This is a genomic window from Variovorax sp. P4_B11 (assembly GCF_056402355.1).
Genome location: NZ_JBFUHO010000064.1, coordinates 1 through 26717 on the forward strand (window position 1 = coordinate 1; position 26717 = coordinate 26717).

Annotated in this window: 30 protein-coding genes; 13 read left to right on the forward strand and 17 right to left on the reverse strand. The window is 68.5% G+C overall.

Annotated features, from left to right (window positions below):
* Positions 1–410 precede the first annotated feature (410 nt).
* From AC1DYD_RS34065 to AC1DYD_RS34080, 4 genes are read left to right on the forward strand one after another with little or no spacing between them, the layout of a single operon-like run.
* Positions 411–692, forward strand: a complete 282-nt coding sequence (locus AC1DYD_RS34065) for a FeoA family protein (RefSeq protein WP_478177195.1) — start codon at positions 411–413, stop codon at positions 690–692.
* Positions 685–2583 (forward strand): ferrous iron transporter B, encoded by a 1899-nt coding sequence (gene feoB / locus AC1DYD_RS34070; protein WP_478177156.1) that lies wholly within the window; start codon positions 685–687, stop codon positions 2581–2583. Before AC1DYD_RS34065 ends, feoB begins: the two co-directional genes overlap by 8 nt.
* 1 nt (position 2584) lies before the next feature.
* Positions 2585–2863 carry a DUF6587 family protein gene (locus AC1DYD_RS34075; protein WP_478177157.1) on the forward strand — a complete coding sequence of 93 codons (279 nt, stop codon included), beginning with the start codon at positions 2585–2587 and terminating at the stop codon, positions 2861–2863.
* A gap of 9 nt (positions 2864–2872) precedes the next feature.
* Entirely contained in the window at positions 2873–4048 is a 1176-nt protein-coding gene (locus AC1DYD_RS34080) for an FAD-dependent monooxygenase (RefSeq protein ID WP_478177158.1), read from the forward strand.
* 1 nt (position 4049) lies between these two features.
* Here the strand turns inward: AC1DYD_RS34080 and AC1DYD_RS34085 are convergent, their stop codons facing one another.
* The 6 genes from AC1DYD_RS34085 to AC1DYD_RS34110 form a co-directional block, all read right to left on the reverse strand.
* Positions 4050–5300 (reverse strand): SMI1/KNR4 family protein, encoded by a 1251-nt coding sequence (locus AC1DYD_RS34085; protein ID WP_478177159.1) that lies wholly within the window; start codon positions 5298–5300, stop codon positions 4050–4052.
* A gap of 49 nt (positions 5301–5349) precedes the next feature.
* A complete protein-coding gene (gene kynA / locus AC1DYD_RS34090) occupies positions 5350–6186 on the reverse strand; it encodes a tryptophan 2,3-dioxygenase (protein WP_478177160.1) in 837 nt (278 codons plus the stop codon).
* A 9-nt stretch (positions 6187–6195) separates the two neighbouring features.
* Positions 6196–7494, reverse strand: coding sequence for a kynureninase (gene kynU, locus AC1DYD_RS34095; RefSeq protein WP_478177161.1), 1299 nt, complete (start codon positions 7492–7494; stop codon positions 6196–6198).
* The gene (gene kynB / locus AC1DYD_RS34100; RefSeq protein WP_478177162.1) at positions 7491–8135 is read right to left on the reverse strand and encodes an arylformamidase; all 645 of its coding nucleotides are present in this window, start codon (positions 8133–8135) and stop codon (positions 7491–7493) included. The genes kynU and kynB overlap by 4 nt, the downstream gene beginning before the upstream one ends.
* Before the next feature lie 122 nt (positions 8136–8257).
* Positions 8258–9214 carry an ornithine carbamoyltransferase gene (gene argF, locus AC1DYD_RS34105; protein WP_478177163.1) on the reverse strand — a complete coding sequence of 319 codons (957 nt, stop codon included), beginning with the start codon at positions 9212–9214 and terminating at the stop codon, positions 8258–8260.
* The gene (locus AC1DYD_RS34110) at positions 9211–10416 is read right to left on the reverse strand and encodes an acetylornithine/succinylornithine family transaminase (RefSeq protein ID WP_478177164.1); all 1206 of its coding nucleotides are present in this window, start codon (positions 10414–10416) and stop codon (positions 9211–9213) included. The genes argF and AC1DYD_RS34110 overlap by 4 nt, the downstream gene beginning before the upstream one ends.
* Before the next feature lie 161 nt (positions 10417–10577).
* On the opposite strand from AC1DYD_RS34110, the gene AC1DYD_RS34115 reads away from it, so the two are divergent.
* On the forward strand, positions 10578–10889 hold the full coding sequence (locus AC1DYD_RS34115; RefSeq protein WP_478177165.1) for a DUF3579 domain-containing protein: 312 nt from the start codon (positions 10578–10580) through the stop codon (positions 10887–10889).
* Positions 10890–11136: 247 nt separating this feature from the next.
* Here AC1DYD_RS34115 and rpsT read toward each other — a convergent pair whose 3' ends face one another.
* On the reverse strand, positions 11137–11454 hold the full coding sequence (rpsT, locus tag AC1DYD_RS34120; protein ID WP_478177166.1) for a 30S ribosomal protein S20: 318 nt from the start codon (positions 11452–11454) through the stop codon (positions 11137–11139).
* Positions 11455–11572: 118 nt separating this feature from the next.
* Between rpsT and murJ the strand changes: the two genes are divergently transcribed.
* The 3 genes from murJ to AC1DYD_RS34135 are packed head-to-tail and all read left to right on the forward strand — an operon-like array spanning position 11573 to position 14478.
* A complete protein-coding gene (gene murJ / locus AC1DYD_RS34125; RefSeq protein WP_478177167.1) occupies positions 11573–13138 on the forward strand; it encodes a murein biosynthesis integral membrane protein MurJ in 1566 nt (521 codons plus the stop codon).
* A 48-nt stretch (positions 13139–13186) separates the two neighbouring features.
* Positions 13187–14038: a SirB1 family protein gene (locus tag AC1DYD_RS34130; protein WP_478177168.1), complete on the forward strand. Its 852-nt coding sequence runs from the start codon at positions 13187–13189 to the stop codon at positions 14036–14038.
* Positions 14038–14478 carry a bleomycin resistance protein gene (locus AC1DYD_RS34135; protein WP_478177169.1) on the forward strand — a complete coding sequence of 147 codons (441 nt, stop codon included), beginning with the start codon at positions 14038–14040 and terminating at the stop codon, positions 14476–14478. Before AC1DYD_RS34130 ends, AC1DYD_RS34135 begins: the two co-directional genes overlap by 1 nt.
* A 41-nt stretch (positions 14479–14519) precedes the next feature.
* Here AC1DYD_RS34135 and AC1DYD_RS34140 read toward each other — a convergent pair whose 3' ends face one another.
* The 4 genes from AC1DYD_RS34140 to purM form a co-directional block, all read right to left on the reverse strand.
* Complete coding sequence (locus tag AC1DYD_RS34140; RefSeq protein WP_478177170.1) at positions 14520–15515, reverse strand: GlxA family transcriptional regulator; 996 nt, start codon at positions 15513–15515, stop codon at positions 14520–14522.
* Between the two features lie 135 nt (positions 15516–15650).
* Complete coding sequence (locus AC1DYD_RS34145) at positions 15651–16220, reverse strand: isochorismatase family protein (RefSeq protein ID WP_478177171.1); 570 nt, start codon at positions 16218–16220, stop codon at positions 15651–15653.
* 106 nt (positions 16221–16326) lie between these two features.
* Positions 16327–17385: an AI-2E family transporter gene (locus AC1DYD_RS34150; protein ID WP_478177172.1), complete on the reverse strand. Its 1059-nt coding sequence runs from the start codon at positions 17383–17385 to the stop codon at positions 16327–16329.
* Between the two features lie 14 nt (positions 17386–17399).
* Complete coding sequence (gene purM, locus AC1DYD_RS34155) at positions 17400–18440, reverse strand: phosphoribosylformylglycinamidine cyclo-ligase (RefSeq protein ID WP_478177173.1); 1041 nt, start codon at positions 18438–18440, stop codon at positions 17400–17402.
* Positions 18441–18647: 207 nt separating this feature from the next.
* Here purM and hda point away from each other — a divergent pair, with 207 nt between their 5' ends.
* The 5 genes from hda to AC1DYD_RS34180 all read left to right on the forward strand — a co-directional run bounded on the left by hda (position 18648) and on the right by AC1DYD_RS34180 (position 23189).
* Positions 18648–19334: a DnaA regulatory inactivator Hda gene (hda, locus tag AC1DYD_RS34160; RefSeq protein WP_478177174.1), complete on the forward strand. Its 687-nt coding sequence runs from the start codon at positions 18648–18650 to the stop codon at positions 19332–19334.
* Between the two features lie 18 nt (positions 19335–19352).
* Positions 19353–20939, forward strand: coding sequence for a polynucleotide adenylyltransferase PcnB (gene pcnB, locus AC1DYD_RS34165; protein ID WP_478177175.1), 1587 nt, complete (start codon positions 19353–19355; stop codon positions 20937–20939).
* 25 nt (positions 20940–20964) lie between these two features.
* Complete coding sequence (gene folK / locus AC1DYD_RS34170; protein ID WP_478177176.1) at positions 20965–21423, forward strand: 2-amino-4-hydroxy-6-hydroxymethyldihydropteridine diphosphokinase; 459 nt, start codon at positions 20965–20967, stop codon at positions 21421–21423.
* Between the two features lie 94 nt (positions 21424–21517).
* Entirely contained in the window at positions 21518–22162 is a 645-nt protein-coding gene (locus AC1DYD_RS34175) for a DUF47 domain-containing protein (protein WP_478114687.1), read from the forward strand.
* A 16-nt stretch (positions 22163–22178) separates the two neighbouring features.
* Positions 22179–23189, forward strand: coding sequence for an inorganic phosphate transporter (locus AC1DYD_RS34180; RefSeq protein ID WP_478177177.1), 1011 nt, complete (start codon positions 22179–22181; stop codon positions 23187–23189).
* Between the two features lie 100 nt (positions 23190–23289).
* Here the strand turns inward: AC1DYD_RS34180 and AC1DYD_RS34185 are convergent, their stop codons facing one another.
* From AC1DYD_RS34185 to AC1DYD_RS34210, 6 genes are all read right to left on the reverse strand, one after another.
* A complete protein-coding gene (locus tag AC1DYD_RS34185; protein WP_478177178.1) occupies positions 23290–23721 on the reverse strand; it encodes a hypothetical protein in 432 nt (143 codons plus the stop codon).
* Positions 23705–24415 carry a hypothetical protein gene (locus AC1DYD_RS34190; RefSeq protein ID WP_478177179.1) on the reverse strand — a complete coding sequence of 237 codons (711 nt, stop codon included), beginning with the start codon at positions 24413–24415 and terminating at the stop codon, positions 23705–23707. The genes AC1DYD_RS34185 and AC1DYD_RS34190 overlap by 17 nt, the downstream gene beginning before the upstream one ends.
* Positions 24415–24972 (reverse strand): PAAR domain-containing protein, encoded by a 558-nt coding sequence (locus AC1DYD_RS34195; RefSeq protein WP_478177180.1) that lies wholly within the window; start codon positions 24970–24972, stop codon positions 24415–24417. The genes AC1DYD_RS34190 and AC1DYD_RS34195 overlap by 1 nt, the downstream gene beginning before the upstream one ends.
* Positions 24973–25401, reverse strand: a complete 429-nt coding sequence (locus AC1DYD_RS34200; RefSeq protein WP_478177181.1) for a PAAR domain-containing protein — start codon at positions 25399–25401, stop codon at positions 24973–24975.
* Between the two features lie 195 nt (positions 25402–25596).
* A complete protein-coding gene (locus AC1DYD_RS34205; protein WP_478177182.1) occupies positions 25597–26043 on the reverse strand; it encodes a TM2 domain-containing protein in 447 nt (148 codons plus the stop codon).
* Complete coding sequence (locus AC1DYD_RS34210; RefSeq protein ID WP_478177183.1) at positions 26040–26561, reverse strand: N-acetyltransferase family protein; 522 nt, start codon at positions 26559–26561, stop codon at positions 26040–26042. Before AC1DYD_RS34210 ends, AC1DYD_RS34205 begins: the two co-directional genes overlap by 4 nt.
* Positions 26562–26717: the final 156 nt, after the last annotated feature.

Consider the following 26717-nt stretch of genomic DNA (forward strand, 5'->3'; position numbering starts at 1 on the left):
CCCCACTGCGTGTGGGTCGCTGCCCCCCAGGGGGCCGCAGGCCGCCTTGGGGCGGCCCGGCGCCGGCCTGGATCGCCCCCACGCTCCCCACTGCGTGTGGGTCGCTGCCCCCCAGGGGGGCCGCAGGCCGCCTTGGGGCGGCCCGGCGCCGGCCTGGATCGCCCCCACGCTCCCCCACTTCGTGTGGGTCGCTGCCCCCCGGGGGGGCCGCAGGCCGCCTTGGGGCGGCCCGGCGCCGGCCTGGCCCCCATGCTCTCGTCACTGCATGTGGTTCGCCGGCCTGCGAGGCGGCCGGGCGTCGGCCCGAGCCTGGGCGCTTTTGGAGGGATTCTTGCGCCAGATCGCCCCAACCCCGGAGTTTTCGAGAATAATTCTCATTTTGAATTTTCTGGATTCCGCGGGTGACCACAATGAACGGCGCGGCCTCGGCCGCCATCAGCCTCGATCAGCTTCCCAACCACCAGTGGGCCACGGTGCTCGACGTGCTTCGGCCCGAGGAGGTCGAAGGCCGCGAGCTGGTGTTGCGCCTGACCGAGATCGGCTTCGTGCCGGGCGAGGCGGTGCGCATCGTCGCCACCGGGGTGCCGGGCCGGGAGCCGCTGGCCGTCCGGCTCGGCCACACCACCTTCGCATTGCGCCGGCACGAGGCCGCGCTGATCCGCGTGACCCCGGGGGCGGTCGGCCATGGTTGAAGCGACCCTCCAATTCCAGCCCGGCGCCGCGGTCTCGATCAGCCCGCCGCAGCGCATCGCGCTGCTCGGCAATCCCAACTGCGGCAAGACCGCGCTGTTCAACCTGCTCACGGGGAGCCGCCAGAAGGTCGCCAACTACGCGGGCGTGACGGTCGAGCGCAAGGAAGGCAGCCTTCGCACCGCCGCCGGCCGGCGCGTCTTCGTGCTCGACCTGCCGGGCGCCTACAGCCTCAATGCGCTGTCGGCCGACGAGGCCGTGACGCGCGACGTGGTCACCGGCAAGAGCCGCGAGGCCTTGCCCGATCTGCTGGTGTGCGTGACCGACGCCACCAACCTGCGCCTCAACCTGCGGCTGGTGCTGGAGGCCAAGCGCCTCGGCCTGCCGATGGTGGTGGCGCTCAACATGACCGACATGGCGAAGAAGCAGGGCATCGCCGTCGATACCGCCGCCTTGTCGCGCGAACTCGGCGTGCCGGTGATCGAGACCGTCGGCGTCCACAGCGGCGGCGCCCAGGGCCTGCTCGAAGCACTCGACGCCCCGGTGGCCGCCGCCATGCCGCAGCCATGGCATGCGCCCGGCCTCGACGAGGTGCTCGACACCCAGCGCGAGGTGCGCCGCATCCTGGGCCTGGCCGTGCGCGAGACGGTCGGCAGCCTGGCCGCCAGCGATCGCATCGACCGCGTGGTGATGCATCCGGCGTGGGGCATGCTGGTGCTGGCGGTCACGATGTTCCTGATGTTCCAGGCCGTGTTCAGCTGGGCCGCGGTGCCGATGGAGGCGATCAAGGAAGCCACCACCGCCTTCGGCGAACTGATCAAGCACGTCGTGCCCGAGGGCATGCTGCAGAGCCTGCTGGTGGACGGCATCATCGCGGGGGTCGGCGGCGTCATCGTGTTCCTGCCGCAGATCCTGATCCTGTTCCTGTTCATCCTCGCACTGGAGGATTCGGGCTACCTGCCGCGCGCGGCCTTCCTGCTCGACCGCGTGATGGGCACCGTCGGGCTCTCGGGCCGCTCGTTCATCCCGCTGCTGTCGAGCTTCGCCTGCGCCATTCCCGGCGTCATGGCCACCCGCACCATCAGCAACTGGCGCGACCGCATCACGACCATCATGATCGCGCCGCTGATGACCTGTTCGGCGCGGCTGCCGGTCTATGCGCTGCTGATCGCCGCCTTCATCCCGGCGCGCAGCGTGGCCGGGGTGTTCAATCTCCAGGGCGTGGTGCTGTTCGCGCTGTATGTCTTCGGCATCGTCTCCGCGATGGCCGTGGCCTGGGTCATGAAGCGCTTTCGCGACAGCCGGCAGCGCTCGCCGCTGCTGATGGAACTGCCGGCCTACCGCTGGCCCAACCTGCGCAACCTGGCACTGGGCCTCTACGAGCGGGCCTGGATCTTCATCCAGCGCGTGGGCACGATCATCCTGACCCTGACCATCCTGCTGTGGTTCCTGTCGACCTTCCCGGCGCCGCCCGATGGCGCCACCGGCCCGGCGATCCAGTACAGCCTGGCGGGCATCATCGGCCGCGGCCTCGAGCACGTCTTCGCGCCGATCGGCTTCAACTGGCAGATATCGATCGCGCTGGTGCCGGGCATGGCGGCGCGCGAGGTGGCGGTGGGTGCGCTGGGCACGGTGTATGCGCTGTCCGCCACCGGCGACGACGTCGCCGGCCAGCTCGAACCGCTGATCGCCGGCAGCTGGTCGCTTGCCACGGCCTTGTCGTTGCTGGTCTGGTACGTTTTCGCGCCTCAATGCATCTCGACCTTGGCCGCCGTCAAACGCGAGACCGGCGCCTGGCGTTATGTTTGGATCATGGCTGGCTACTTGTTCGCGCTCGCCTACATGGCGTGCTGGATCACCTACCGGGTGGCCCTGGCACTCACAGGAGGATGAGATGACCCAACAGATCGTGGTTGCACTGATCGTCGGCCTGGCGGCGGTGTATGCCGTCTGGCGCTGGATGCCCGGCAGCTGGCGTCGCGCGGCGGCCGGCCGGCTGGCCGCCGGATCGCAGCGTGCGGGCCTGGTCGATGCCGAACGTGCCCGGCAACTCGCGGCGTCGCTCGGCAAGGCGTCGGGCTGCGGTGCCTGCGACAGTTGCGGCAGCTGCGGCACGGGTGGCGGCACCCAGGCCGGCGCCTACGACAAGACCCCCGCCAAGCCCGCGCGCTGAATGCGCTCGATGGCAGCCCACATCCTGATCGCAGGCGGCGGAATCGCGGGCCTTGCGAGTGCACTTGCGCTGGCCCGGCGGCGGCATCGTGTCGACCTGCTCGAGCAGGCCGTGGCCTTCGGCGAGGTGGGTGCCGGCATCCAGCTGGGACCCAACGTCACGCGCAGGCTGCAGTCGCTGGGCGTCTGGGAGGCGCTGGTGCGGATCGCGGCGCGGCCCGACGCGCTGGTGGTGCGCAGCGCCACCGACGACCGCGAGATCGCCCGCCTGCCGCTCGGCAACGCGATGCTGCACAGCTACGCCTCGCCCTATTTCTGCGTCCATCGCGCCGACCTGCACGCGCTGCTGCTGGCGGCGGTGCGTGGCACCGGTGCCGTCACCCTGACGACCGCGGCACAGGTCACCGGCGTGGTCGCACGCGACCATGCGGTCTGCGTGTCGAGCACCGAGCGCCGTGCCTGGGAGGGCGATGCGCTGGTCGGCGCCGATGGGCTCTGGAGCACGGTGCGGCCGTACCTGCTCCAGGATTCGCCACCGCGGGCCACCGGCCACACGGCCTGGCGCGCGCTGGTCGACCAGTCGGCCCTGCCGGCGTCGCTGCGCAGCACGCGGGTCACGGTCTGGCTCGGACCGCGGCTGCATGCGGTGGCATATCCGGTGCGCCGTGGCGATGCACTCAACGTGGTGGTGCTGGCCGAGTCGGCACCGGCCGGCGATGCGCGCGACTGGGACCAGGCCTCCAGCCTGGCGGCGCTGCAGGCCGCCACTGGCCGCACCGGCGCCGGCCTGCAGGCGCTGCTGGAGGCGGTGCCGGGCTGGCGCGCCTGGACCCTCAACGACCGGCCGCCGCTCACCGGTCCGTTGCAGATGGCGAGCGAGCGCATTGCACTGGCCGGCGACGCGGCGCATCCGATGCTCCCGTACCTCGCGCAAGGGGCGGGCATGGCGATCGAGGACGCCGTGGCGCTGGCGGAGGCGCTCGACGGTGGCGATGCGGCGGCCGTTCCGGCGGCGTTCGCGCGCTACGCCGAGGCGCGTTGGCGGCGCAATGCCCAGGTGCAGGCCCGGGCCCGTCGCAACGGCGAGATCTTCCATGCCACCGGGCTGGTGCGGCTGGGCCGCGATGCAGCCCTGCGCTTGCTGGGTGCGCGCCTCCTCGATGTCCCCTGGCTCTACGCCGGCTGACTCAGAGCTCGAAGCTCTGCAGGTGGTCGACGCGCTTGGTGAGCCCCGCCGACCCCAGGTAGTGCGTGAGCCGGCCCGCGTGCACCTCGACCAGCGCGGCCTCGAGCTCGGCGAGCATGCCGTCCCGTGCCGCCGCGTAGGCGCTGACCACATCGTCGTGGGACTGCGCATAGGCGTCGGCGATCAGCCGCGCGGCGGCCGGCGCACCGCAGGCCACGCATTCGGCGATGGCGCTGGTGCTGGGCTCGGCACCGCGCTCCAGCAGCAGGCCGACCAGTTCGGGCGAGACCGCGCTGTCGATGCAGTCGAGCGCGTCGTGCGCCACCGGCGCGCCGGCCCGCACCAGCGCTTCCGCGGCGTGGTGGGCGCCGTGGCTCAGGGCCAGGTCGGTGGCGATCGCGCTGCCCAGCAGCGGCCCGTCGAGCGTCACCTCGGCGGCTGCGAGCTTGTGCACCAGCACGGCGTCATCGGTCGCGATCGCATGGCGCAGGGCGACGCGCGCCAGCGGCGCGTCCTGGCCCAGCGTGCCGGCGGCGAGCGGTGTGCGCCAGTCGACCCTGGCGCTGCGATAGAAGGCGATCAGCCGGTCCATCACTTCGAGCGGCAGTCCGTGCTCCTGATGGCGCTGGTCGAGGTATTCGAGCAGCGTCTGGCCGGTGAAGTAGTCGTCCGCCGGCGCCAACGGGTCTTCGTCGAGCTGCAGCGCTTCGAAGGCTGCGCACAGGTCGTGAGCGACGGTGGTCATGCCGTCCTCGTGCATCTCGTGCGGCCAGGGCGCCGGCAAGCCCTGCTTCCAGGCCAGCACGTGGCCGTAGTCGGGGCCGGGCTCGACCACGGCGTAGACGCGGTCGCTGTCCTCGAAGCCGCCGAAGGGCAGCAGCGTCAGCTTGCCGTCCCAGGGCTCGCCGCTGTCCGCGGCGGCCTGCCGCGCACCCTCGCGCTCGTGGTCGATCCACCCTTGCAGGTCGCGGGGGCCGTCGCTGCCGTTCCAGAACAATTCGTTCCAGACCACCGACTCCTCGTTGCCGTTCATGTGCAGGTGGAGGTCGTAGTCGAGGCGGCCGCCGGCGCTCAGGCGCCACAGCGCCAGCAGCTCCGGCGGCAGCGGCCCGGCGCACAGCGCTTGGACGGCCGCGATCTGCGCTTCGGTCATCGGCGGCTGGGCGTCGAAGATCACGCGCCGCGCGAACAGCACGATGCCATGCGAGCGCAGCTGCGCGAGTTCCTCATCGCCGAAGTAGTCGTTGTCCATCCTCGTCTCCTCTTTGTTGTGATGCGAAGCGGGCCGGCGCTGGGGCTGCCTAGAGATCGGTCCGCAGTTTCCAGATTTCAGGGAACAGCACCACGTCGAGCATCTTGCGCAGATAGCTTACGCCGCCGGTGCCTCCGGTGCCACGCTTGAAGCCGATCACGCGCTCGACCGTGGTCACGTGGCGGAAGCGCCAGAGGCGGAAGGCGTCCTCGAGGTCGGTGAGCTCCTCGCCGAGCTGGTAGAGCTCCCAGTATTTCTTCGGCTCGCGGTAGGCCACCAGCCAGGCCTGCTCGACGCCGTCGCTCGCTTCATAGGGCTTCGACCAGTCGCGCTCCAGGTGGTCGGCCGGAACGTCGAGGCCGCGGCGTGCCAGCAGGCGCAGCGCCTCGTCGTAGAGCGATGGCGCGCGCCAGGCCGCCTCGACCTCGGCCAGCAGATCGGGCCGGTGCGAGTGCGGCTTGAGCATGGCGGCGTTCTTGTTGCCCAGCGCGAATTCGATGCAGCGGTACTGCCAGCTCTGGAAGCCGCTCGAGTTGCCGAGGTAGGGGCGCATCGCGCTGTATTCGGGCGGCGTCATGGTGGCCAGCACGTCCCAGGCATGCACCAGCTGCTCCATGATGCGCGAGACCCGCGCCAGCATCTTGAAGGCGCTCGACAGGTCGTCCTGCGCGATGCTGCGGATCGCGGCCCGCAGTTCGTGCAGCATCAGCTTCATCCAGAGTTCGCTGGTCTGGTGCTGCACGATGAAGAGCATCTCATCGTGCGCCGGCGAGCGCGGATGCTGCGCGTTCAGGACCTGGTCGAGACTCAGGTAGTCGCTGTAGCTCATCGAGGCGCTGAAGTCGAGCTTTGCCTTTTCTTCGTGGACGATCTGTTCCGTACTCATCAATGTTCCTCAGGTGACCGCGAGCTTCTGGTTGAACTCGGGTCGTTTCCATTCTTCGCGGTCGAGCACTTGAACCAGATGCTCGACCGCGTTCCATACATCCTCGAAACCGAGGTACAGCGGCGTGAAGCCGAAGCGCAGGATGTCGGGGGTCTGCGCGTCGCCGGCGCGGAAGTCGCCGATCACGCCGCGGGCAATCAGGGCCTGCACGATCGCGTAGGCACCCGGGCCGCCGTTGCTCAGGGCCAGGCACACCTGGGAGCCGCGCCGCGCATGGTCGCGCGGCGTCACCAGCGTGAAGCGTCCGGCGCAGCGTTGCTCGACCAGCGCGATGAAGGCATCGGTCAGCGCCAGCGACTTGCTGCGCAGGGCCGCCATCGGGCCCTGCCCGCCGTCGAAGGCCTCGGCGGCGAGCACGCTGTCGATCCCGCATTCGAGGCCGGCCAGCGCGATGATCGGCTGGGTGCCGCACAGGTAGCGGGCGACGCCGGGCGCCGGGCGATAGTGCGGCGTGAATTCGAAAGGCGCCGCGTGGCCCCACCAGCCCGAGAGCGGCTGCGCGAACCGGCCGGCGTGGCGCGTGTGCACCCAGACGAAGGCCGGCGCGCCCGGTCCGCCGTTGAGGTACTTGTAGCCGCAGCCGATCGCGAAGTCGGCCTCGCTGTCGTTGAGCGCGACCGGCACCGCGCCGGCGCTGTGCGCGAGGTCCCAGACCGTGAGCGCGCCGGCCGCGTGGGCCGCGGCGGTGAGCGCCTTCATGTCGTGCATCGCGCCGGTGCGGTAGTTGACGTGGGTCAGCATCAGCACCGCGACCTCCTGGTCGAGCGCCGCAGGCAGTTCGTCGGCCTCGATCAGCTTGAGCGCGAAGCCGCGCTCGCGGCAGATCGACTCGGCGATGTAGAGGTCGGTCGGGAAATTGCTGCGCTCGCTGAGCACGATGCGGCGCTTGGGGCTGGCGCCCGGTGTCGCCAGCAGCACCTGGCTCAGGGCCGCGAACAGTACCTTGTAGAGGTTGATCGAGGTGCTGTCGGTGCACACCACCTCGCCCGGCGCGGCGCCGATCAGGCGCGCGACCTTGTCGCCCAGCCGCTGCGGCAGGTCGAACCAGCCGGCGCTGTTCCAGGAGCGGATCAGGCCGTCTCCCCATTCCTTCGTGACGACCTCCGCAATGCGTGCCGGCGCTGATTTCGGCAGCACGCCGAGCGAATTGCCGTCGAGGTAGATCACGCCCTCGGGCAGGTGGAATTGTCCGCGCAGCGCGGCCAGCGGATCTTGCGCGTCGAGGCGCTTGCAGTCGTCGAGGGTCATGGCGATCCTGGGTGAAGCTCGCGCAGCACGGCGCGCACGGGAGAGGCGTCCGCGCTGACCAGCTTGAGCGGCAGCGCGATCAGTTCGTAGTCGCCCTCGGGCACTTCGTCGAGCACGAGGTTCTCGAGCACGCGCAGGTCGAGCCGTCGGATGACCTGGTGGCTGTCCAGCGTCTTGCTGTCGGCCGGATCGATGCTGGCGGTGTCGATGCCGACCAGCTTGACGCCGAGGGCGGCGAGGCGCTCGATGGTGGCGGGCGCGTAGGCCGCGAGGGCGCCGTCCCAGCGATCGACCGGCGCGCGCTGGTAGGTGCGCACCAGGACGCGCGGCGGCAGGTCGGCCAGCGCATGCGCGATGTGCGCCCATTCGATCAGCGGTCCGCGCGCGATCGCGTGGATGACGCGGCAGCGGCCGAGAAAGGGCGCGAGATCGACCTGGCCGATGGTTGCGCCGGCGGGGTCGTAGTGCAGCGGTGCGTCGGCGTGCGCGCCGACATGCGGCGAGAGGCTGATCTCGCTGACGTTGACCGGGCAACCCGGCGAGATTGTCGCGGCCCAGCGCTGCCGGTAGGGCGTGTCGCCGGGGAAGACCGGCGCGCCCTCATGCACGGGGGGGGAAATATCCCAGAGGCGTTGCGTCATGGCGCAAAGGTAGCGCCATGCGAGAGACCATGGTGTCGGTTAAAAACAACTCGCCCCCAGGTTGGGCTCACTTCGTGTAGGTGGGCGCCCGGACACGAAGTGCCGGGCAACCTGGGGGCGAGCTACATCCAGCCCAGCAAGAGGAACTCCATCAGCGCCTTCTGCACGTGCATCCGGTTCTCGGCCTCGTCCCAGACCACCGATTGCGGGCCGTCGATCACGTCGGCCTCGACCTCCTCGCCGCGGTGCGCCGGCAGGCAGTGCATGAAGAGGGCGTCGGGCTGGGCCACGCGCATCATTTCGGTGTCGACGCACCAGTCGGCGAAGGCCGTGCGACGGGCCTCGTTCTCGGCCTCGTAGCCCATGCTGGTCCAGACGTCGGTGGTCACCAGGTCGGCGCCCCGGCAGGCTTCCATCGGGTCCTTGAAGACCTGGTAGCTGGCGTTCGAGCGCAGTCCGGCGATCGACTGGTCGACCTCGTAGCCGCTCGGCGTGCTGACGTGCACCTTGAAGCCGAGGATCTCGCTGGCCTGCAGCCAAGTGTTCGCCATGTTGTTTCCGTCGCCGACCCAGGCGACGGTCTTGCCCGCCAGCAGTGCCGGGTCCGGCAGTCCTTGCGAATTCGTGCCGCGGTGCTCGAGGTAGGTGAAGATGTCGGCCAGGATCTGGCAGGGATGGAATTCGTTGGTCAGGCCGTTGATGACCGGCACCCGCGAATGGGCTGCGAAGGCCTCGATCTTGGTCTGCTCGAAGGTGCGGATCATCACCAGGTCGACCATCCGGCTGATCACCTTGGCGCTGTCCTCGATCGGCTCGGCGCGGCCCAGCTGGCTGTCGCCGGTGGTCAGGTGCACCACGCTGCCGCCGAGCTGGTACATGCCGGCCTCGAAGCTCACGCGGGTGCGGGTCGATGCCTTCTCGAAGATCATCGCCAGCGTGCGGTCGACCAGCGGCTGGTGCTTCTCGTAGGCCTTGAACTTCTTCTTGATCAGCGCCGCACGCGCGAACAGGTGCGCGTATTCGTCGGCCGTGAAGTCCGAGAACTGCAGGTAGTGCCGGATGGCGGATGTCGTGCTCATGGCCGCGGCTCCTCGAGGAAGGCTTTCACCAGCGGCGCCAGGATCGCGACGATCTCGTCGGCCTCGGCGACGCTGAGGATCAGCGGCGGCACCAGGCGGATCACGCTGTCGGCGGTCACGCTGAGCAGCAGGCCGGCCTCGCAGGCGCGGTTCAGGATCACGCCGCAGGGACGGTCGAGCTCGATGCCCAGCATCAGGCCCTGGCCGCGCACTTCCTTCACGCCGGCCAGGCCGCCGAACTCGCGCTCCAGCGCGGCCTTGAGGTGCGCGCCGACATTGGCGGCGTTCTCGAGCAGTTTCTGCTCTTCCATGATCCGGATGGTCTCGATGCCGGCCCGCATCGCCAGCGGGTTGCCGCCGAAGGTGGTGCCGTGGTTGCCCGGGCCGAAGATGTGGGCGGCGCGCGGGCCGGCGACGACCGCGCCGACCGGCACGCCCGAGCCGAGGCCCTTGGCCAGCGGCATCACGTCCGGCAAGATGTCCGCCCACTGGTGCGCGAACCACTTGCCGGTGCGGCCCATGCCGCATTGCACCTCGTCGATCATCATGAGCCAGTCGCGCTGGTCGCAAAGCTCGCGCACCTGGCGCAGGTATTCCCAGCGCATCGGGTTGATGCCGCCTTCGCCCTGGATGGTCTCGAAGAACACCGCGACCACGTTCGGATTGCCCTCGGTGGCCTGCTTCAGCGCGGCGATGTCGTTCAGCGGCACCCGGATGAAGCCCTCGACCAGCGGGCCGAAGCCCTGCTGCACCTTGGGGTTGCCGGTGGCCGACAGCGTGGCGATGCTGCGGCCGTGGAAGGCGGCCTCGTAGACCACGATCTCGGGCCGCTCGATGCCCTTGTCGTGGCCGAACTTGCGCGCCAGCTTGAGGGCGGCCTCGTTGGCCTCCAGGCCGGTGCTGCAGAAGAAGGCGTTGGTCAGGCCCGACAGCTCGGTGAGCTTGGCCGCCAGCTGTTCCTGGCCCGGCACGTGGTAGTAGTTGGAGCTGTGGATCAGCTTGGCGATCTGGTCCTGCAGCGCCGGCACCAGTTCGGGGTGGTTGTGGCCCAGCGTGTTGACCGCGATGCCGCCGAGGCCATCGAGATAGGCACGGCCGTTGGTGTCCCAGACTCGGCAACCCTGGCCGTGCGACAGCGCGATCGGCAGGCGACCGTAGGTGTTCATGACGTGGGGCGACGAGGGGGCGGCAGTGGCGCTCATGCGGATCTCCGGAAAAGGGAACGCGGATTCTAGGCGTCCGCTCCCGGCGCATCGGTGAGGATTGCGCATCACACCAATGCCCCCAGGCGTGTCGCCGGGGGGACCCCCGGCTAGAATCTTGTGCGGCGCAGCAACTGCTCGCGCTTTTCTCTCGCCAACAGATGGTCTCTCCTAACGCCAAAGAAATCTTCATCCAGGGCATCACTCAGGATGGCCGGACATTTCGTCCCAGCGACTGGGCGGAGCGCCTGGCCGGCGTGATGTGCTCGTTCCGCCCCGGCGGGCCGCAGCCCGGCAGCCACCTGAATTATTCGCCCTGGTGCGTGCCGACCGTGATCAATGGCATCAAGTGCGTGGTGGTGAACCGTGAACTGCGCGATTTCGAGCCGATGGCCTGGGATTTCTGCGTCAATTTCGCCAAGGACAACGGCCTTCAGGTGGCCGAGGCCTGCCTGGTGCCCGACAAACTTTAACCACCCCCGAAGCGCCTACGGCGCCTCCCCCTCAAGGGGGCGATACCGGCGGCCCGGCAAAACCGGTTCCGCGGTATCCCTGGCCTTTGGCCGCGCCGTTTCAGCGATGCGCAACACGTTCGTTGAGACGTCGAATTGAAGCGGCGCCCATGAAAAAACCGCCCGAAGGCGGTTTTTCACTTTGCTGCAGCGCACCCCGATCAAACGGCGGATCGGCGAACCAATCCGGGCTGTTTGCCTGAAAACGTCAGGCGGCGACGGCCTTTTCAGGGGCGAGGGCCAGGGCCTTGACCTTGGCCGACAGGCGGCTCTTGTCGCGGGCGGCCTTGTTCTTGTGGAAGATGCCCTTGTCGGCGACCGTGTCGACGATGCTCTGGGCCTTCGCGAAGGCTTCCGTCGCGCGGGTCTTGTCGCCGGCCAGCACGGCCTTCTCGACATTCTTCACGGCGGTGCGGTACTTGGAGCGCAGCGAGGTGTTCGCGGCGTTGAGCTTGACGTCCTGGCGGACGCGTTTACGGCCCGACGCGAGGCGCGGGTTCTTCTTCTTGGGCTTGGCGGATGCCATATTCAGTGTTCCTTGTGTGTCTGGGGATGATGCAGCAAAGCCTTCCATTATAGGCGAGAAGCGCCGAAAGCCCAGACCCACCAAGAAGAGGACCTGCGGGCGCCTACACTTCTGCCCCGTGTCCCTGTTCAAATCCGCCTCCACCGTCTCGCTGCTGACGCTCGCCTCCCGGGTGACCGGCCTGATCCGCGACGTTCTCATGACCTCGGTGTTCGGCGTCAGCGCGATGACCGACGCCTTCTACGTCGCCTTCCGCATCCCGAACCTGTTCCGGCGCGTCTTCGGGGAGGGCGCCTTCAGTCAGGCCTTCGTGCCGGTGCTGGCGGCCTCCAGGACCGAGCACGGCGACGCCGGCGCCAAGGCGCTGGTCGACCATGTGGGGACGCTGCTGACCTGGACCCTGGTGGTGGTCTGCACGCTGGGCGTCGTGGGCGCGCCGCTGATGGTCTGGGCCATGGCCAGCGGCCTCCAGCAGAATCCCCAGGGCTTCGACGCCGCGGTGGTCATGACGCGCTGGATGTTTCCCTACATCGGCTTCATGTCGCTGGTGGCGCTGGCCGGCGGCATCCTCAACACCTGGCGCAAGTTCGCGGTGCCGGCGGCCTCGCCGGTGCTGCTGAACCTGGCGCTGATCGCCGCGATCGTGCTCGGCGCGCCGCTGTTCCGGCGCCTGGGGATCGAGCCGATCTACGCCCAGTGCGTGGGCGTGATGGTGGGCGGCCTGCTGCAACTGGCGATCCAGATCCCGGCCCTGCGCGGGCTGGGCATGCTGCCGCGCATCGGCGCCAGTTTCGGCGCGTTGCGGGCCGCCTGGACCGACCCGACCACGCGCCGCGTGATGCGGCTGATGCTGCCGGCGCTGATCGGCGTCAGCGTGGCGCAGATCTCGCTGCTGATCAACACCCAGATCGCCTCCCACCTGGCGACCGGCAGCGTCAGCTGGATCACCAACGCCGACCGCCTGATGGAATTTCCGACCGCCATGCTGGGCGTGGCCCTCGGCGTGGTGCTGATGCCGCAACTGGCCAGCGCCCGCGCCGCCAAGGACGATGCGCGCTACTCGTCGATGCTGGACTGGGGCCTGCGCCTGGTGGTGCTGCTGTCGGTGCCGTGCGCGCTGGCGCTGCTGGTCTTCGCACGGCCGCTGGTCGCGGTGCTGTTCCACAACGGGGCATTCACCGCGCTGCACGTGCAGCGCACCAGCCTGGCGCTGATGGGCTATGGCGTCGGCCTGGTCGGGCTGGTGGCGATCAAGGTGCTGGCGCCCGGCTACTACGCCAGGCAGGACACCCGCACGCCGATGCTGATCGCGGTCGGGGTGCTGGTGCTGACCCAGGTGCTCAATGTCTTGCTGGTGCCGCTGCTGCAGCATGCGGCGCTGACCCTCACGATCAGCATCGGCGCGCTGGTCAATGCGCTGTGGCTGCTGGTCGGGCTGATCCGCCGCGGCAGCTACCAGCCGGCGCCGGGCTGGGGCCGCTTCGTGCTCCAGGTGCTGCTCGCCTCCGCGGTGCTCGGCCTGCTGCTGGTCTGGGGCGATCGCCATTTCGACTGGATCGGCCTGCAGTCCCAGCGCCTGCTTCGTATCGGCCTGCTGGCGGCCCTGGTGGCCGGCGGCGCGCTTGTCTATTTCGCGGTGCTGGCACTGACCGGCCTGAAGCTTCGCAGCTTCGTGCGCCGCTGATCCGCCGGGGTGCCTTGACGGTCCCCGTCCGCTCCTCTACAAAGTCACATGACGTTCAGCTTCACGACGCCCACCGCTCTCGAATACTTCGAATCGCTGGTCAAGAGCGATGAGCAGTTTCCGCTGCTCGAGGCGGCCGCCAGCCTGGCCCAGGACGAGTATCCCGAGCTCGACGTCCAGCAGGTGCTGGGCGATGTCGACCAGCTGCTGGCGCGCCTCAAACGGCGGCTGCCGGCCGACGCGGCCCCGCTGCACCGGCTGCGCTCGCTGAACCAGTTCTTCTTTCACGACCTGAGCTTCGGCGGCAACGTCAACGATTACTACGACCCCGACAACAGCTACCTCAACGCGGTGCTGCGCACCCGCCGCGGCATCCCGATCTCGCTCGCGGTGCTGTGGATGGAGCTGGCCCAGGGGCTGGGGCTGCAGGCACGCGGGGTCGGCTTCCCGGGTCATTTCATGCTGAAGGTCACGCTGCCGAAGGGGCAGGTGGTGATCGATCCCTTCACCGGAAAATCGCTCTCGCGCGAGGAGCTCAGCGAGCGGCTCGAGCCCTACAAGCGCAGCAACGGCCTGGTCGGCGACTTCGATGTGCCGCTGGGCCTCTATCTGCAGCCGGCGACGCCGCGCGAGATCATCGCGCGGATGCTGCGCAACCTGAAGGAGATCCACCAGGCGCAGGAAGACTGGCAGCGCGCGATCGCGGTGCAGGACCGGCTGGTCGCGCTGCTGCCGGAGGCCTGGGGCGAGCACCGCGACCGCGGCCTGGCGCATGCCGAGCAGGGCAATGCCGCGCTCGCGGTGCGCGACCTCGAGACCTACCTCGCGCATGCCGAGGACGCACTCGACCTCGATGCGATCGCCGAGCGGGTCGCGGCGCTGCGCCGGGCGGAATTCTGATGGAGCCGGTCAAGGCGCCGCCGGCCGACCTCGGGACGCTGCACCAGTTCCATGGGGTCCAGCCGGTGCTGCCGGTGGCCGATGCGGCGCGGGCCGCGCGCTATTTCTGCGACGTGCTGGGCTTCGAGCTCGACTTCATCGCCGGCGAGCCGCCGAGCTATGCGCGGGTCAGGAAGGGCGACCGCACGTACGGCGATCCGGTCTACCTGCGGCTGTGGCAATGTGGGCGGCGCGAGGCGAGTCCGTGGCGCGGCGAGATCGTGATCCATGTCGGGCAGGACATCGATGGGCTGCACGCGGCCTACGTGAAGCGCGGCGTCCACGTGGTCGAACCGCCGATCTCGCAGCCCTGGGGCCTGCGCGAATTCGCGATCAAGGAGCCCGACGGGCACATTCTTCGGTTCTGTAGCTCGCCCCCAGGTCGGGCTCACTGCGTGTAGCCCGCCCACCCCTGCCGGGGGCCTGGCTGCGCCGGCCGGGTTCAGGTCGGGGCTGACGGCGAGCCGGGCAGGCCGAACTGGCGCCAGGCGCGGCGCAGTTGGGTGTCGGAGCCGAATCCTGATAGTTCTGCCGCGCGCGTGACGTTGGCGCCCGATTGCAATGCCAGCTGCGCGGCGGCGAGGCGGAGGCGGCGCAAGTAGGCCAGCGGCGCCACGCCGGCGTGCGCGTCGAACAGCCGCGTCAGGTGCCGCGGCGAGGTGTGGGCGACTTCGGCCATGCGTGGCACCGTCCAATCGGCCTGCGGCTGTTCGCTGACCGCATCCTGCACCCGGTGCAGTGCCGCGTGCAGGTGGTTGCGATAGGCCAGGAAGGGCGACAGCTCGGGATCCTGCGGGCCGCGCCGCATCGCGACCACCAGGGTCTGGGCCACCCGTGCCGCCAGCGTTTCGCCGCAGACCTGGCCGATGCGATGCAGCATCAGGTCGATGCCGGTGGTCACGCCGGCGCTGCTGTAGAGCGGTGCGTCGAGCACGAAGACCCGGTTGGCGACGACATCGCAGCGCGGCTCGACCGCTTGCAGTTCGTCCAGGTGATGGTGATGGGTGGTGGCGCGCCGGCCCGCGAGCAGGCCGGCATGGGCCGCGAGCAGCGTCCCGGCGCACACGGTGACCAGCTCCAGCCGGCCCGCTTCGAGCCGCAGGCCGCGCAGCCAGTGCAGCAGGGCCTGCGCCGGCGCGTTGTCGACGGCGATGGTGGCGCCCGGCAGGCCGACCAGCACCACCCAGGTCGGCGCCCTCCAGTCCGAAGGCAAGGCTTCGAGCCCCGCCAGCCGGACGCCGACCGAGCTGGCCGAATCCGGCTCCGGGCTCGCGAACACCAGTTCGAAGCGCGGCGGCAGGCCGGCCGCGACCCGCAGCTGGTTGGCGATGCGCAGCGCCTCCGCCGGACCGGCCCAGTCGAGCACCAGGCTGTGCGGCAGCAGCGCGAAGACGACCCGGATGGGGGCGCAGGCCGTCGAGTTCAGGCGCTCGTCCATGCGAAGTCCATCTGCCGCGCGGTGCGCAGCGCCAGCGGCTCGCCGGCCAGCCGTGCCGCCAGGTGCAGGCTCATGTCGCGCCAAGCTCCGTGCTTCGCACTGCGGTGCGAGCGCCTTCGGGCGGCCGGGCGGCGCTCATCGGCCCGATTCCGAGAGACGGGCCAGCGCCGCCTCGGCGCTGCACACCCTGGCGAAGCGGCCGTCCAGCACCGTGGCCGTGCGCGCCTGGATGTCGGCCGCCGGCAGCGGCCGGCCGTCGGGCTGCACCATGTCGAAGGTCAGCGTGGCCTCGGTCACGTAGTCGACCTGCCAGCCCAGGTCGGAGGCGTGGCGCGCGGTGGTCTCGCAGCACTGCTCGGTGCGGATGCCGCTGACCACCAGCCGCCCGATGCGGTTCTCGGTCAGCCAGACGTCGAGGCCGGTGCCCACCAGCGCACTGTGGCGGCGCTTGGTGAAGGTGGCGGCGGCTTCGAACGGGGCCAGGCCTTCCAGCGGCCGCAGGTGCCCGGATTCGGCAGCGAAGGGGTTGCTCGCGTCGGCCGGACCGTCACTGTGGAAGATCCGCACGATCGGCGCGCCGGCCGCGGCGAAGCCCTCGATCAGCGCGTTCTGCGCCGCCAGGTAGGCCGGCAGGCCGCGTTCGTCGAAGTAGGGGCGGTGGCGAAACGACTCCTGCACGTCGATCACTATCAGACAGTTGGTCATGGGCGGCATCTCCGAAACGGAAGTGGATGATGCGCCCGATTTTCCGGGGCTGCTGTTGATTCGTCCGGGTCGCCGCGGACGAGAATCGATCAATTCCGGACATCCTCTAGACCAGCGCCGCCGCCTTCAGTTCCTTCTTGAGATAGGCATAGAACAGCGGCGCCGCCACCAGCCCGGCCGGCCCGAACACCGCCTCGGCGATGAACATCACGGCCAGCAGCTCCCAGACCGCCATCTGCGTGCGGCTGCCGACCACCTTGGCGTTGATCAGGTACTCGGCCTTGTGGATCAGGATCAGGAAGACCAGGCAAACCAGCGCGGTGAGCGGCGACACCGACAGCCCGACCAGCGTGATGACCGCGTTGCAGATCAGGTTGCCGACGATCGGCACCAGCCCGGCGACGAAGGTCAGGGTGATCAGCGCCGGCGTGTAGGGCAGTTCCATGCGCCACATCGGCAGCAGGAAGAGCAGGAAGATCGCGGTCAGGAAGGCGTTGAAGGCCGCGATCCAGAACTGCGCCGCCACGATCTGGCCGAAGGCCTCGCCGAAGAACACGATGCGGGCGCGCAGTTCGCGCGCCAGCGGCCGGTGCGAGGGCGGCCGAATGGCCACCGCGGCCAGGGACCCGACGATCAGGCCGACATAGGCGAACAGCAGGCCGCCGAGCCAGGCCCTGCCGGTGAGTGCCAGCGAACCCGCCTGCCCGCGCAGGTAGCCGGCGACGACGCGCTGCACCTCGGCCGCGCCCTCGGGCAGGTAGGCGCCGATGTCGGGCGGCAGCTTGAGCCGCAGTTCGAGCACGGTGCGCGCGATGTAGTCGAGCAGTTCCTTGTACTGGTCGGGGGCGTTGAGAACGAAATCGCGCGCCTCGGCGAAGCCCAGGATCAAAAGGCCGATCGGCGCCAGCATCACCAGCGTCGCCGCTGCCACCCGCGGCAGCGTCGGTGCCGCGCTCCAGGCCGGATCGTTGGCGCTGAGCTTGAGGCGCTGCCGCCGGCCGAGATCGAGCGCGCGCACCAGCCAGCGCGTGCCGAGGAAGCCGATGCACACGCACAGCAGGCCCGGCAGCAGCCCGTGCCACATGATCAGAAGCAAGCCTGCGGCGATGAGCAGGTAGCTCGCCGTGACCACGTAACGCGACGAGGCGGCGGTGGAGTCGCTCACGCGGCGGGGGCGCTTCAGGCGACGACCACGGCGGCGCCGGTGCCGCGCTCGGCGATCACGCCGATGGAATACACGGTCTCGCCGGCGGCCTGCAGCGTGGCCGCACAGGCGGCGGCTTCGGCGGCATCGACCACCACCACCATGCCGATGCCGTTGTTGAAGGTCCGGTTCATTTCGATGTCGTCGATGCCGGCCACCTTCTGCAGCCAGGCGAAGAGCTCGGTCTGCGGCCAGCTGCCCTTCTTCAGGTGGGCTGCAGTGCCCTCGGGCAGCACGCGCGGGATGTTCTCGAGCAGGCCGCCGCCGGTAATGTGGGCCAGCGCCTTGATCGGGTGCTGGGCCAGGGCGGCCAGCACCGGCTTGACGTAGAGCCGGGTCGGCGCCATCACGGCCTGGCGGAAGGGCTGACCGTCCAGGGCCGCGGGCAGGGCGTCGACAGCGCGCTCGATCACCTTGCGCACCAGGCTGAAGCCGTTGGAATGGACGCCGGCCGAGGCCAGGCCGAGCACCACGTCGCCGGGCTTCACGTCCTTGCCGGTCAGGATCTTCGACTTCTCGACCGCGCCGACCGCGAAGCCGGCCAGGTCGTACTCGCCGGCCGGATACATGCCGGGCATCTCGGCGGTCTCGCCGCCGATCAGCGCGCAGCCGCTGAGTTCGCAGCCGCGGGCGATGCCGCCGATCACCGCCGCGGCGGTGTCGACATCGAGCTTGCCGCAGGCGAAGTAGTCGAGGAAGAACAGCGGCTCGGCGCCCTGCACCAGCACGTCGTTGACGCTCATGGCCACCAGGTCGATGCCCACGGTGTCGTGCATGTTCCATTCGAAGGCCAGCTTGAGCTTGGTGCCGACGCCGTCGGTGCCGCTCACCAGCACCGGCTCCTGGTAGCGCTTGGGCACCTCGAACAGGGCGCCGAAGCCGCCGATGCCGGCGAGAACGCCCTCGCGCATCGTCTTCTTCGCCAGCGGCTTGATGCGGTCGACCAGCGCGTCGCCGGCATCGATGTCGACGCCGGCGTCCTTGTAGCTGAGCGGGGTGGTGGAGTTGGAGTTCATGGGCGGGCCGGGCTGAAGAGGGGGAGGGCGGAAGGAGGAGGACAATGAGGCCGGCAACCGATCTGGGCGGGCCGATAGAATTCGCCACGATTTTAAGGGCGCTCGTCGACCCTGCCCCCGCTTGCCACTTCGTGTCCTGCGCCATTTCTCCATGAATCCTTTCTTCGCGTCGTCCGCGCCTTCCCTGCCGCCCCCGGCGGCCTCGGCATGAAGCAGCTCGCGCTCGACATCGGTATCGCCAGCGGCCCGACGCTGGCGGGCTTCTTTGCCGGGCCGAACGAGCCGGCGCTGCGGCACCTGCAACTGTGGGTCGGCGACGCGCGCGCGCCGACGCTGCATTCGCCGGTGCCGACCTACCTCTGGGGCGAGGGCGGCAGCGGCAAGACGCACCTGCTGGAGGCCGTACGCGGCGCCCTGCGCGAGCAGGGTGCCAGCGTCGGCTGGCTCGATCCGGCGGCCAGCAACCCGCCCGAGTTCGACGAGCGCTGGGGCGCGGTGTTGCTGGACGACGTCCATCTCTACAACGCGGTCCAGCAGCACGCGGCCTTCAACTGGTTCGTCAATGCCCAGAGCCTGCAGCGCGGCGTGGTCGCGGCCGGCGCCCTGCCGCCGGCCGACCTGCCGCTGCGCGAGGACCTGCGCACCCGGCTGGGCTGGGGCCATGTGTTCCACTTGCAGGTGTTGAGCGAGGCGGAACGCCGTGCGGTGCTGCGCCAGGCCGCCGACGACCGCGGCGTGATGCTGTCCGACGAGGTGCTCGACTACATGCTGCACCGCTTCAGCCGCGACCTCGGGAGCCTGATGGAGCTGCTCGCGCAGCTCGACGGCTATGCCTTGCAGACCCAGCGCGCGATCACGATCCCGCTGATCCGGTCGATGCTCGAAAACGAATAGGGCCCAGCCCACTTTCCAATGATCAAGAAATTCATCGACAAACTCCTCGGCAAGTCCGGCGCCGCCGGCCCCGGCGGCAAGGCCCGCTTCGGCAAGCGGCAGGAGGTGGACGCCTCGGTCCACGGCATCGACCCGGCGCTGGTCGACGAGCGCGCCAGGAACGTCGTGACCACGCTGCAGCAGGCCGGCTTCGAGGCCTACGTGGTGGGCGGCGCGGTGCGCGACCTGCTGTTGGGCCTGCGCCCGAAGGACTTCGACGTCGCCACCAACGCCACGCCCGAGCAGGTCAAGGGCCTGTTCCGGCGCGCCTTCATCATCGGCCGGCGCTTTCGCATCGTGCACGTCGTGTACGGCCGCGGGCGCGAGCACGAGGTGATCGAGGTCTCGACCTTCCGCGCCTACATGGACAACGCCGGCGCCGAGCAGGTGGCCGGCAACGAGCGCACCAGCAAGGGCGAGCTGGCGGGCATGAAGCACGCCGTGGACGCCAGCGGCCGGGTGCTGCGCGACAACGTCTGGGGCCCGCAGGAAGAAGACGCCGCGCGGCGCGACTTCACGGTCAACGCGATGTACTACGACCCGGCCAGCCAGATCGTGGTCGACTATCACAACGGCATCAAGGACGCCAAGAAGCTCACGCTGCGCATGATCGGCGACCCGATCACGCGCTACCGCGAGGATCCGGTGCGCATCGTTCGCGCGATCCGCTTCTCGGCCAAGCTGGCGGCGCTGGGCTTCAAGCTCGAGCCCAAGACCGCGGCGCCGCTGATCGAGTCGAGCCGGCTGCTGGCCGACGTGCCGCAGAGCCGCCTGTTCGACGAGATGCTCAAGCTGCTGCAGACCGGCCACGCGGTCGCCACGGTGGCGCAGCTGCGCAAGCTCGGCCTCGCGACCGGCATCTATCCGCTGCTCGACGTCGTGGTCGAGCGCGCCGAACAGCCCTTCGTGAACGCGGCGCTGCAGGACACCGACCGCCGGGTCGGCGAGGGCAAGCCGGTGGCGCCGAGCTTCCTGCTGGCCTGCGTGCTGTGGGCCGACGTGCGCGACGGCTGGGCCCAGCGCCAGGAGGGCCGGCACGGCCAGCGGCCGCAGGCCCCGTTCCCGGCGCTGCAGGATGCGATCGACGACGTCTTCAACGCCCGCATCGGCGATGTGTCGGGCCGTGGCAAGCTGGCCGCCGACATGCGCGAGATCTGGATGATGCAGCCGCGTTTCGACAAGCGAAGCGGCTCGACGCCGCACAGCCTGGTCGAGCAGGCGCGCTTCCGCGCCGCCTTCGACTTCATGCGCCTCAGGGCCGATGTCGGCGAGGTCGGCGAGGCGATTGCCGAGTGGTGGCAGGAGTTCAGCACCGCCGACGACATTCGCCGCCAGGACCTGATGGACCAGGTGCGCGACGAGCAGCACAAGAAGACCCGCCAGCGGGTGCCCGCGCGGCTGCCGGTCCAGGCGCCTTCCGAACGCCGCGCGAGCGGTCCGGGCGAGGAGGCCGACAGCGCCCCGCCGCCGGACGGCGAGGCCTCCGATGCGCCGCGCAAGCGCCGCCGCCGGCGCAAGCCGCGCAGCGGTGGTGCCGGCGAGGCGGGCAGCGTCGCGGCCGAATGATTGCGGCGCCGGGCGGGGGGCTTGCATGACTTTCCGTGCGTTCGTCGCGATCGGCGCCAATCTCGGCGACGCCCGCGACACGGTGCTTCGGGCCATGGACGATCTCGATCGGCTGCCGCAGACCCGCGTCAGCGTTCGTTCCTCCCTGTACCGCAGCGCGCCGGTGGATGCCGTCGGCCCCGACTTCGTCAACGCGGTGGTGGAACTCCAGACCGAGCTCGACCCGAACGCGCTGCTGGCCGAACTGCAGCGCCTCGAAACGGGTGCCGGCCGCGAGCGGCCCTACCGCAATGCCCCGCGCACCCTCGATCTCGACCTGCTGCGCCATGGCGACGCGGTGCTCGACACCCCGCGCCTGCGCCTGCCGCATCCGCGGATGGCCGAGCGCGCCTTCGTCCTGTTGCCGCTGGCGGAAATCGCCCCGGAGCAGGTCACGTCCCTTCAACTCGCACAGGTGGCGCAGCAGCGGATCGAGCGGCTCTGAGAGCCGTTGCCAGCCCGCCCATTACACTTGCGCGGTTTTTCACGATGGCGTCACGGGCATGTGCTCGCGACGGCCCAGAACCCAGGAGAGCGCCATGTTCGGCAAGCTGCTGCCCCGCGAGGGGAATTTTTTCGAGATGTTCAATCAGCATGCCGACCGCATCGTCGAAGCCGCGCGCGCCTTCGAGCATCTCGTGGCCAACTACAACGACCTGCACCTGCGGGAGCAATACAACCGCGATGTCGACAACGCCGAGCGGGCGGCCGACCGGGTCACGCATGACGTCAACCGGCTGATCCACAAGACCTTCATCACGCCGATCGACCGCGAGCAGATCCACAAGCTGATCAACACCATGGACGACGTCGCCGACCTGATCCAGGACTCGGCCGAGACCATGGCGCTGTACGACGTGCGCCACATGACCGAAGAGATCACCCGCCTCACCATGCTCAGCGTGAAGTGCTGCGAGCGGGTCAAGGACGCGGTCAAGTTCCTCTCGAAGATTGCCGATCCGGCCACGGCCGAGGCGACGCTGAAGACCTGCGAGGAGATCGACCGGCTCGAGTCCGATGCCGACCGCGTGATGCGCAGCGCCATGAGCAAGCTGTTCCGCGAGGAGCCCGATGTCCGCGAGGTGATCAAGCTCAAGGCCATCTACGAGCTGCTCGAGACCATCACCGACAAGTGCGAGGACGTCGCCAACGTCATCGAGGGCATCGTCCTCGAGAACTCCTGATTCAGCGGGCTTTCGAATGGCAACGGTTCAGGTCGCCCTCTGGGTGGTGGTGGTGCTGGTCGCGCTGGCCATTGCCTTCGATTTCATGAACGGCTTCCACGATGCGGCGAACTCGATCGCCACCGTGGTATCGACCGGCGTGCTCAAGCCGGGACAGGCGGTGGTGTTCGCGGCGTTCTTCAATCTGGTCGCGATCTTCGTCTTCCACCTGAGCGTGGCGGCGACCATCGGCAAGGGCATTGCCCAGCCGGACGTGGTCGACGTGCACGTGGTGTTCGGCGCCCTGATCGGCGCCATCAGCTGGAACTTCGTCACCTGGTACTACGGCATCCCGAGCAGCTCGTCGCACGCGCTGATCGGCGGCATCGTCGGCGCGGTGATCGCCAAGGCCGGCTCGGGCGCGCTGGTCGCCTCGGGCATCTGGAAGACGGTGGCTTTCATCTTCGTCTCGCCCCTGCTGGGCTTCCTGCTCGGCTCGCTGATGATGGTGGTGGTCGCCTGGGGCTTTCGGCGGGCGACACCGTCGCGCGTCGACCGCTGGTTCCGGCGGCTGCAGCTGGTCTCGGCCGGCGCCTACAGCCTGGGCCATGGCGGCAACGACGCGCAGAAGACCATCGGCATCATCTGGATGCTGCTGATCGCCACCGGCTACGCCGCCGCCGACGCGCCGTCGCCGCCGACCTGGACCATCGTGAGCTGCTACACCGCGATCGCGCTGGGCACCATGTTCGGCGGCTGGCGCATCGTCAAGACCATGGGGCAGAAGATCACCAAGCTGAAGCCGGTCGGCGGCTTCTGCGCCGAGACCGGCGGCGCGCTGACGCTGTTCCTGGCGACGGCGCTGGGCATCCCGGTGTCGACCACCCACACCATCACCGGCGCGATCGTCGGCGTCGGCTCGGTGCAGCGCGCCAGCGCGGTGCGCTGGGGCGTGGCCGGCAACATCGTCTGGGCCTGGGTGCTGACGATCCCCGCGTCGGCCTTCGTCGCCGCGATCGCCTACTGGGTCGGATTGCAGGTTTTCTGACGGACCGCGGTAGACCTGCCTCGAGGTCGATAGAGGAGCGATGCAAGTCCGAACGAAATCACCGGAGGCAGCCTGAGGTCGCGGAGGAAGCCATCGCCAGCTACTTGGGACCTACCTCCATCCGGGGTACGACCTGGCGAAGTGAGACGACAAGTCCGATCGCGCACGCGCCAAGCAGCCACACACCCCAGTCGAGGATGAAGAAGTCGTTCAGCGTGTAGCTGATGACAGAGCCGGCGATACCGAACGAGAGGATGTATGCGCACTCGGCGGCGCTCAGTGCGAACCAAGACGGCCTCCGCATCGCCGGGCTTCTGAAGTGCGTCCATAGCGCGGTCCCGAGGCCAAGAGTGCTCAAGAGCAGCCACAGGCCTACCGACATCCCCATGTAGGCGGTGATAGGTCCAACAAAGACGGTACCCTTATCGATCGGGTAGGCGATGACAGACCACAGGAACGGCAGGGAGGATGCCGCAATCATGATGCTCACTATGCGGACAGACCGAAGCCGCCTGCTATCGAAGTCCTTCACTGAATATCCTTTCCGCCAAGGACTTCCAACGGCTCACCGAGTCCTTCACAATTTGAGCGTAGTAGAAATGACCTTCTGCTTTGCCGCTTGTGAACTGCTGACCCAGTGTCGGGATGGCTTTCACAATCTCCATCTGCGTCATCCCCGCATAGAGCGGGTCGCCCTTGTCTCCGAGATCGATCACGGCGACTTTCCTGATGTGCGGTGCTGTCCTGAGGTTGGCGAGAAAACCTGCATCGATGGGTGAACCAATCAGCACGAGATGATCTATGACGTGGCCGCGCTTCGAGTAGAAGTTTGCGGTTTGCGCGGCAAGCAGTGAGCCATAGGAGTATCCAATCAAATTGAACTGAGGGGCGGCGGAACTCATTCCCTTTGTGATGACCCACTCCCCATCATCCTCGTATCGAATGGGCACGCCTGCCCGAAATGCGTCGATCAGGGTGCCCGCTGTCTTCGCGAACTCGGGAAGTCCAGCGCTGCCCGTGTTGCTCAGGCCGACGCTTACGTTCTTGATCCCCGCAGCGATGAGTGCTTGCAATTGCGGCTGAATGTAGGCCCCGTCGAGTCCTGCCCCGCCCCAGTAGAGCGTTCCGCGAGGTCGCTTGACGTAGATCGTCGCCGGTGCCGTATCGCTCTTAAGTGTGAGCGCGGCGACGCCGGTTGCGATTGGCACCAGCAGAGGAATGGCCACTATGCGCCCTCCGCCAGCACTTCGATTTCGATCGAGTCGCCCGCATTGCCAGAGACTCGCTCCGTGTAGCCATGGCCGTCCGTGCGCCCCAGCATCTCTCCGCCTCGGTACGTCAGCTTGTACCGGCGGTCCTTGATAGGCTCGCCGGTCGACTCCTCCACGACGCAAAAACGCTGATCGTATTTGTCGGCCTCGCGGGTGGGAGGCAGTCCATATTGGAATGGCGCGGTCGCAAGTGTGGAGAGGTCGACAGAACCTCCATCAGAGTTGCCGCTGGTGGAGTAAGTGACTTGCGACGCCACAAGCCGAGGCGGAATCGGACAACGACAGATGCACAAGTCATCGCTGAGGGCCTGCTCTCTTCCGTGGCGACCGGTCGATGGTATACGGTCGCCGATGCAGCGTATGAAGCCGACGCTCTTGCACGTTCGGCAAAACACTTGGTCACCCTCGAACGAGCATTGATGACCATGCCAGAGATGCGTGGCGAGTCCCGTTAGAACCAAGCCCGCGCTGGTCGTGGTATCGCCCACATGGATGTAGTACCGCGTGCCCATCTATTCACCCTGACCGGCTTTGTGACTGTTGTAGCCAGCCTCAAGAAAGCCGGCAATGGACACGTCGTCCGCGCACTCCCAAATTTGCCCTTGATCCTGCAAGCTCCTGACGATGGTGTCTCCGTTGTCCGTGGCACTGCAGACGATGGCAATGGGTTTGCCTTCGAACATCATTGCGACGCCAGCCCCAGAGACAATCTTGCTTTCTGAGCCGTCCGGGTAGCGCACCACGTCGCCCACGCAAGCGATTCGGTGACCTTCAATGCAAATGCCGGTGCTGGCGCTGGCAACTGTGCCGCCGCGAGCCGTCGTCGCGCCCAGCGTGGCAAGCGGAAAGATGGCCTTGATCGGACGGTCGGGAAGTCGTTCGGGCGTCCCGTGGTGAATTTGCGACTGAGCTTGTAACGGTGGGTTGGGTGTAGCGGGCATATCCTCTCCTTTTGAAGGATTGGAAAGCTAGCACCCAAAGTCGTGACTTTGTTCCTAGCGACAGATTTCCAGAATTTTCCGACGAGGAAAAGTCCTTTGTGACGACGGACTAACGTGCCTGGCGCTCGGGCTTCGCTCGCTTGTTCCTGAGCACAGGCGACGGCATTGGCGCCGAGCGCTCGCGTCGGCGCGGGCCTACTGCGACATTTTTCGGCCTTGCTCGATCTCGTGCTCGAAGAAGCGCTGGAAGCTGAATGCGATGCTGGCCATCAGGATCGTGCTGCCGAAGAACAGCGCCAGCACCACCGCGCCGATGGTCAGCCAGCCGGTGTTGCCGGCCGCGGCATCCCCGGAACGGCCGGCGTTGTAGCGCGCATTCCACTTCTCGGGCGTCATGAGCCCGTAGACGATGGCGGTGAGGGCGCAGCCCGCGATGGTGAAGCCCAGCATCGGGATCAGCACCCAGCTCAGGCCGTCGTCGCTGCCGTACAGGCGGACCCGCTCGATGCCGTAGAGGCCGAGCGCGGTCGGGATCGGCAGCAGCCAGCCCAGCAGGCTTCCGAAGCCGCGCAGGTAGAAGCAATGCAGCCCCAGCGGGCCGCCCAGGAAGGCCAGCCAGGCGGCCAGGGTCTTGTTCTTCATTCGGGGCGGGTGCTGCTGCCTTCGCCGAGCACTTTTTCCATCAGCACGACGTCGCGCCATTCGCCGAACTTCCAGCCGCAGTCCTTCAGCACGCCGACATGGCTGAAGCCCTGGGTGCGATGCACGCCGATCGAGCCGGCGTTGGCCGAGTCCCCGATCACGGCGATCAGCTTGCGCACGCCGACCGCTTCGGCCGCCTGCGACAACGCGGCCAGCAGTTGGGCGCCGAGGCCCTGACCGCGGGCGCTGTCGGCCAGGTAGATCGAATCTTCGGCCGAGAAGCGGTAGGCGGGGCGGGGCTTGAACCAGTTGCAATAGGCGAATCCGAGCAGTTCGCCGTCGCGCTCGGCCACCAGGTAGGGCAGGTTCTTGGCCAGCACGTCGGCCCGGCGGGCGGCCATGTCGTCGGCGCTCGGTGCCTCGGTCTCGAAGGTGCCGGTGCCGTGCAGCACGTGGTGGGCGTAGATGGCGGTGATGGCGGGGACGTCTTCGTCGCGGCTGGGGCGGATCTGTGTCATTCGGGAGAAGCCGGCGCGGCCGGAATTGGAGATTTGGGAGAGCGGGCTATAATCGTGGGCTTTTCAGCGTGCGCTGGCCGGGTGGCCATGTCGCGTGTCTCGACGCTGGAAGAACACTGTGGGGCAGGCCTTCTCGGGTTTGCTGCACCACCCCAA

Bases quoted from the DNA above. Each gene is read 5' to 3' on its own strand.
- AC1DYD_RS34065 (WP_478177195.1), top strand. From the start codon at position 411: ATGAACGGCGCGGCCTCGGCCGCCATCAGCCTCGATCAGCTTCCCAAC.
- feoB (WP_478177156.1), top strand. From the start codon at position 685: ATGGTTGAAGCGACCCTCCAATTCCAGCCCGGCGCCGCGGTCTCGATC.
- AC1DYD_RS34075 (WP_478177157.1), top strand. From the start codon at position 2,585: ATGACCCAACAGATCGTGGTTGCACTGATCGTCGGCCTGGCGGCGGTG.
- AC1DYD_RS34080 (WP_478177158.1), top strand. From the start codon at position 2,873: ATGGCAGCCCACATCCTGATCGCAGGCGGCGGAATCGCGGGCCTTGCG.
- AC1DYD_RS34085 (WP_478177159.1), bottom strand. From the start codon at position 5,300: ATGGACAACGACTACTTCGGCGATGAGGAACTCGCGCAGCTGCGCTCG.
- kynA (WP_478177160.1), bottom strand. From the start codon at position 6,186: ATGAGTACGGAACAGATCGTCCACGAAGAAAAGGCAAAGCTCGACTTC.
- kynU (WP_478177161.1), bottom strand. From the start codon at position 7,494: ATGACCCTCGACGACTGCAAGCGCCTCGACGCGCAAGATCCGCTGGCC.
- kynB (WP_478177162.1), bottom strand. From the start codon at position 8,135: ATGACGCAACGCCTCTGGGATATTTCCCCCCCCGTGCATGAGGGCGCG.
- argF (WP_478177163.1), bottom strand. From the start codon at position 9,214: ATGAGCACGACATCCGCCATCCGGCACTACCTGCAGTTCTCGGACTTC.
- AC1DYD_RS34110 (WP_478177164.1), bottom strand. From the start codon at position 10,416: ATGAGCGCCACTGCCGCCCCCTCGTCGCCCCACGTCATGAACACCTAC.
- AC1DYD_RS34115 (WP_478177165.1), top strand. From the start codon at position 10,578: ATGGTCTCTCCTAACGCCAAAGAAATCTTCATCCAGGGCATCACTCAG.
- rpsT (WP_478177166.1), bottom strand. From the start codon at position 11,454: ATGGCATCCGCCAAGCCCAAGAAGAAGAACCCGCGCCTCGCGTCGGGC.
- AC1DYD_RS34130 (WP_478177168.1), top strand. From the start codon at position 13,187: ATGACGTTCAGCTTCACGACGCCCACCGCTCTCGAATACTTCGAATCG.
- AC1DYD_RS34135 (WP_478177169.1), top strand. From the start codon at position 14,038: ATGGAGCCGGTCAAGGCGCCGCCGGCCGACCTCGGGACGCTGCACCAG.
- AC1DYD_RS34140 (WP_478177170.1), bottom strand. From the start codon at position 15,515: ATGGACGAGCGCCTGAACTCGACGGCCTGCGCCCCCATCCGGGTCGTC.
- AC1DYD_RS34145 (WP_478177171.1), bottom strand. From the start codon at position 16,220: ATGACCAACTGTCTGATAGTGATCGACGTGCAGGAGTCGTTTCGCCAC.
- purM (WP_478177173.1), bottom strand. From the start codon at position 18,440: ATGAACTCCAACTCCACCACCCCGCTCAGCTACAAGGACGCCGGCGTC.
- hda (WP_478177174.1), top strand. From the start codon at position 18,648: ATGAAGCAGCTCGCGCTCGACATCGGTATCGCCAGCGGCCCGACGCTG.
- pcnB (WP_478177175.1), top strand. From the start codon at position 19,353: ATGATCAAGAAATTCATCGACAAACTCCTCGGCAAGTCCGGCGCCGCC.
- folK (WP_478177176.1), top strand. From the start codon at position 20,965: ATGACTTTCCGTGCGTTCGTCGCGATCGGCGCCAATCTCGGCGACGCC.
- AC1DYD_RS34175 (WP_478114687.1), top strand. From the start codon at position 21,518: ATGTTCGGCAAGCTGCTGCCCCGCGAGGGGAATTTTTTCGAGATGTTC.
- AC1DYD_RS34180 (WP_478177177.1), top strand. From the start codon at position 22,179: ATGGCAACGGTTCAGGTCGCCCTCTGGGTGGTGGTGGTGCTGGTCGCG.
- AC1DYD_RS34195 (WP_478177180.1), bottom strand. From the start codon at position 24,972: ATGGGCACGCGGTACTACATCCATGTGGGCGATACCACGACCAGCGCG.
- AC1DYD_RS34200 (WP_478177181.1), bottom strand. From the start codon at position 25,401: ATGCCCGCTACACCCAACCCACCGTTACAAGCTCAGTCGCAAATTCAC.
- AC1DYD_RS34205 (WP_478177182.1), bottom strand. From the start codon at position 26,043: ATGAAGAACAAGACCCTGGCCGCCTGGCTGGCCTTCCTGGGCGGCCCG.
- AC1DYD_RS34210 (WP_478177183.1), bottom strand. From the start codon at position 26,561: ATGACACAGATCCGCCCCAGCCGCGACGAAGACGTCCCCGCCATCACC.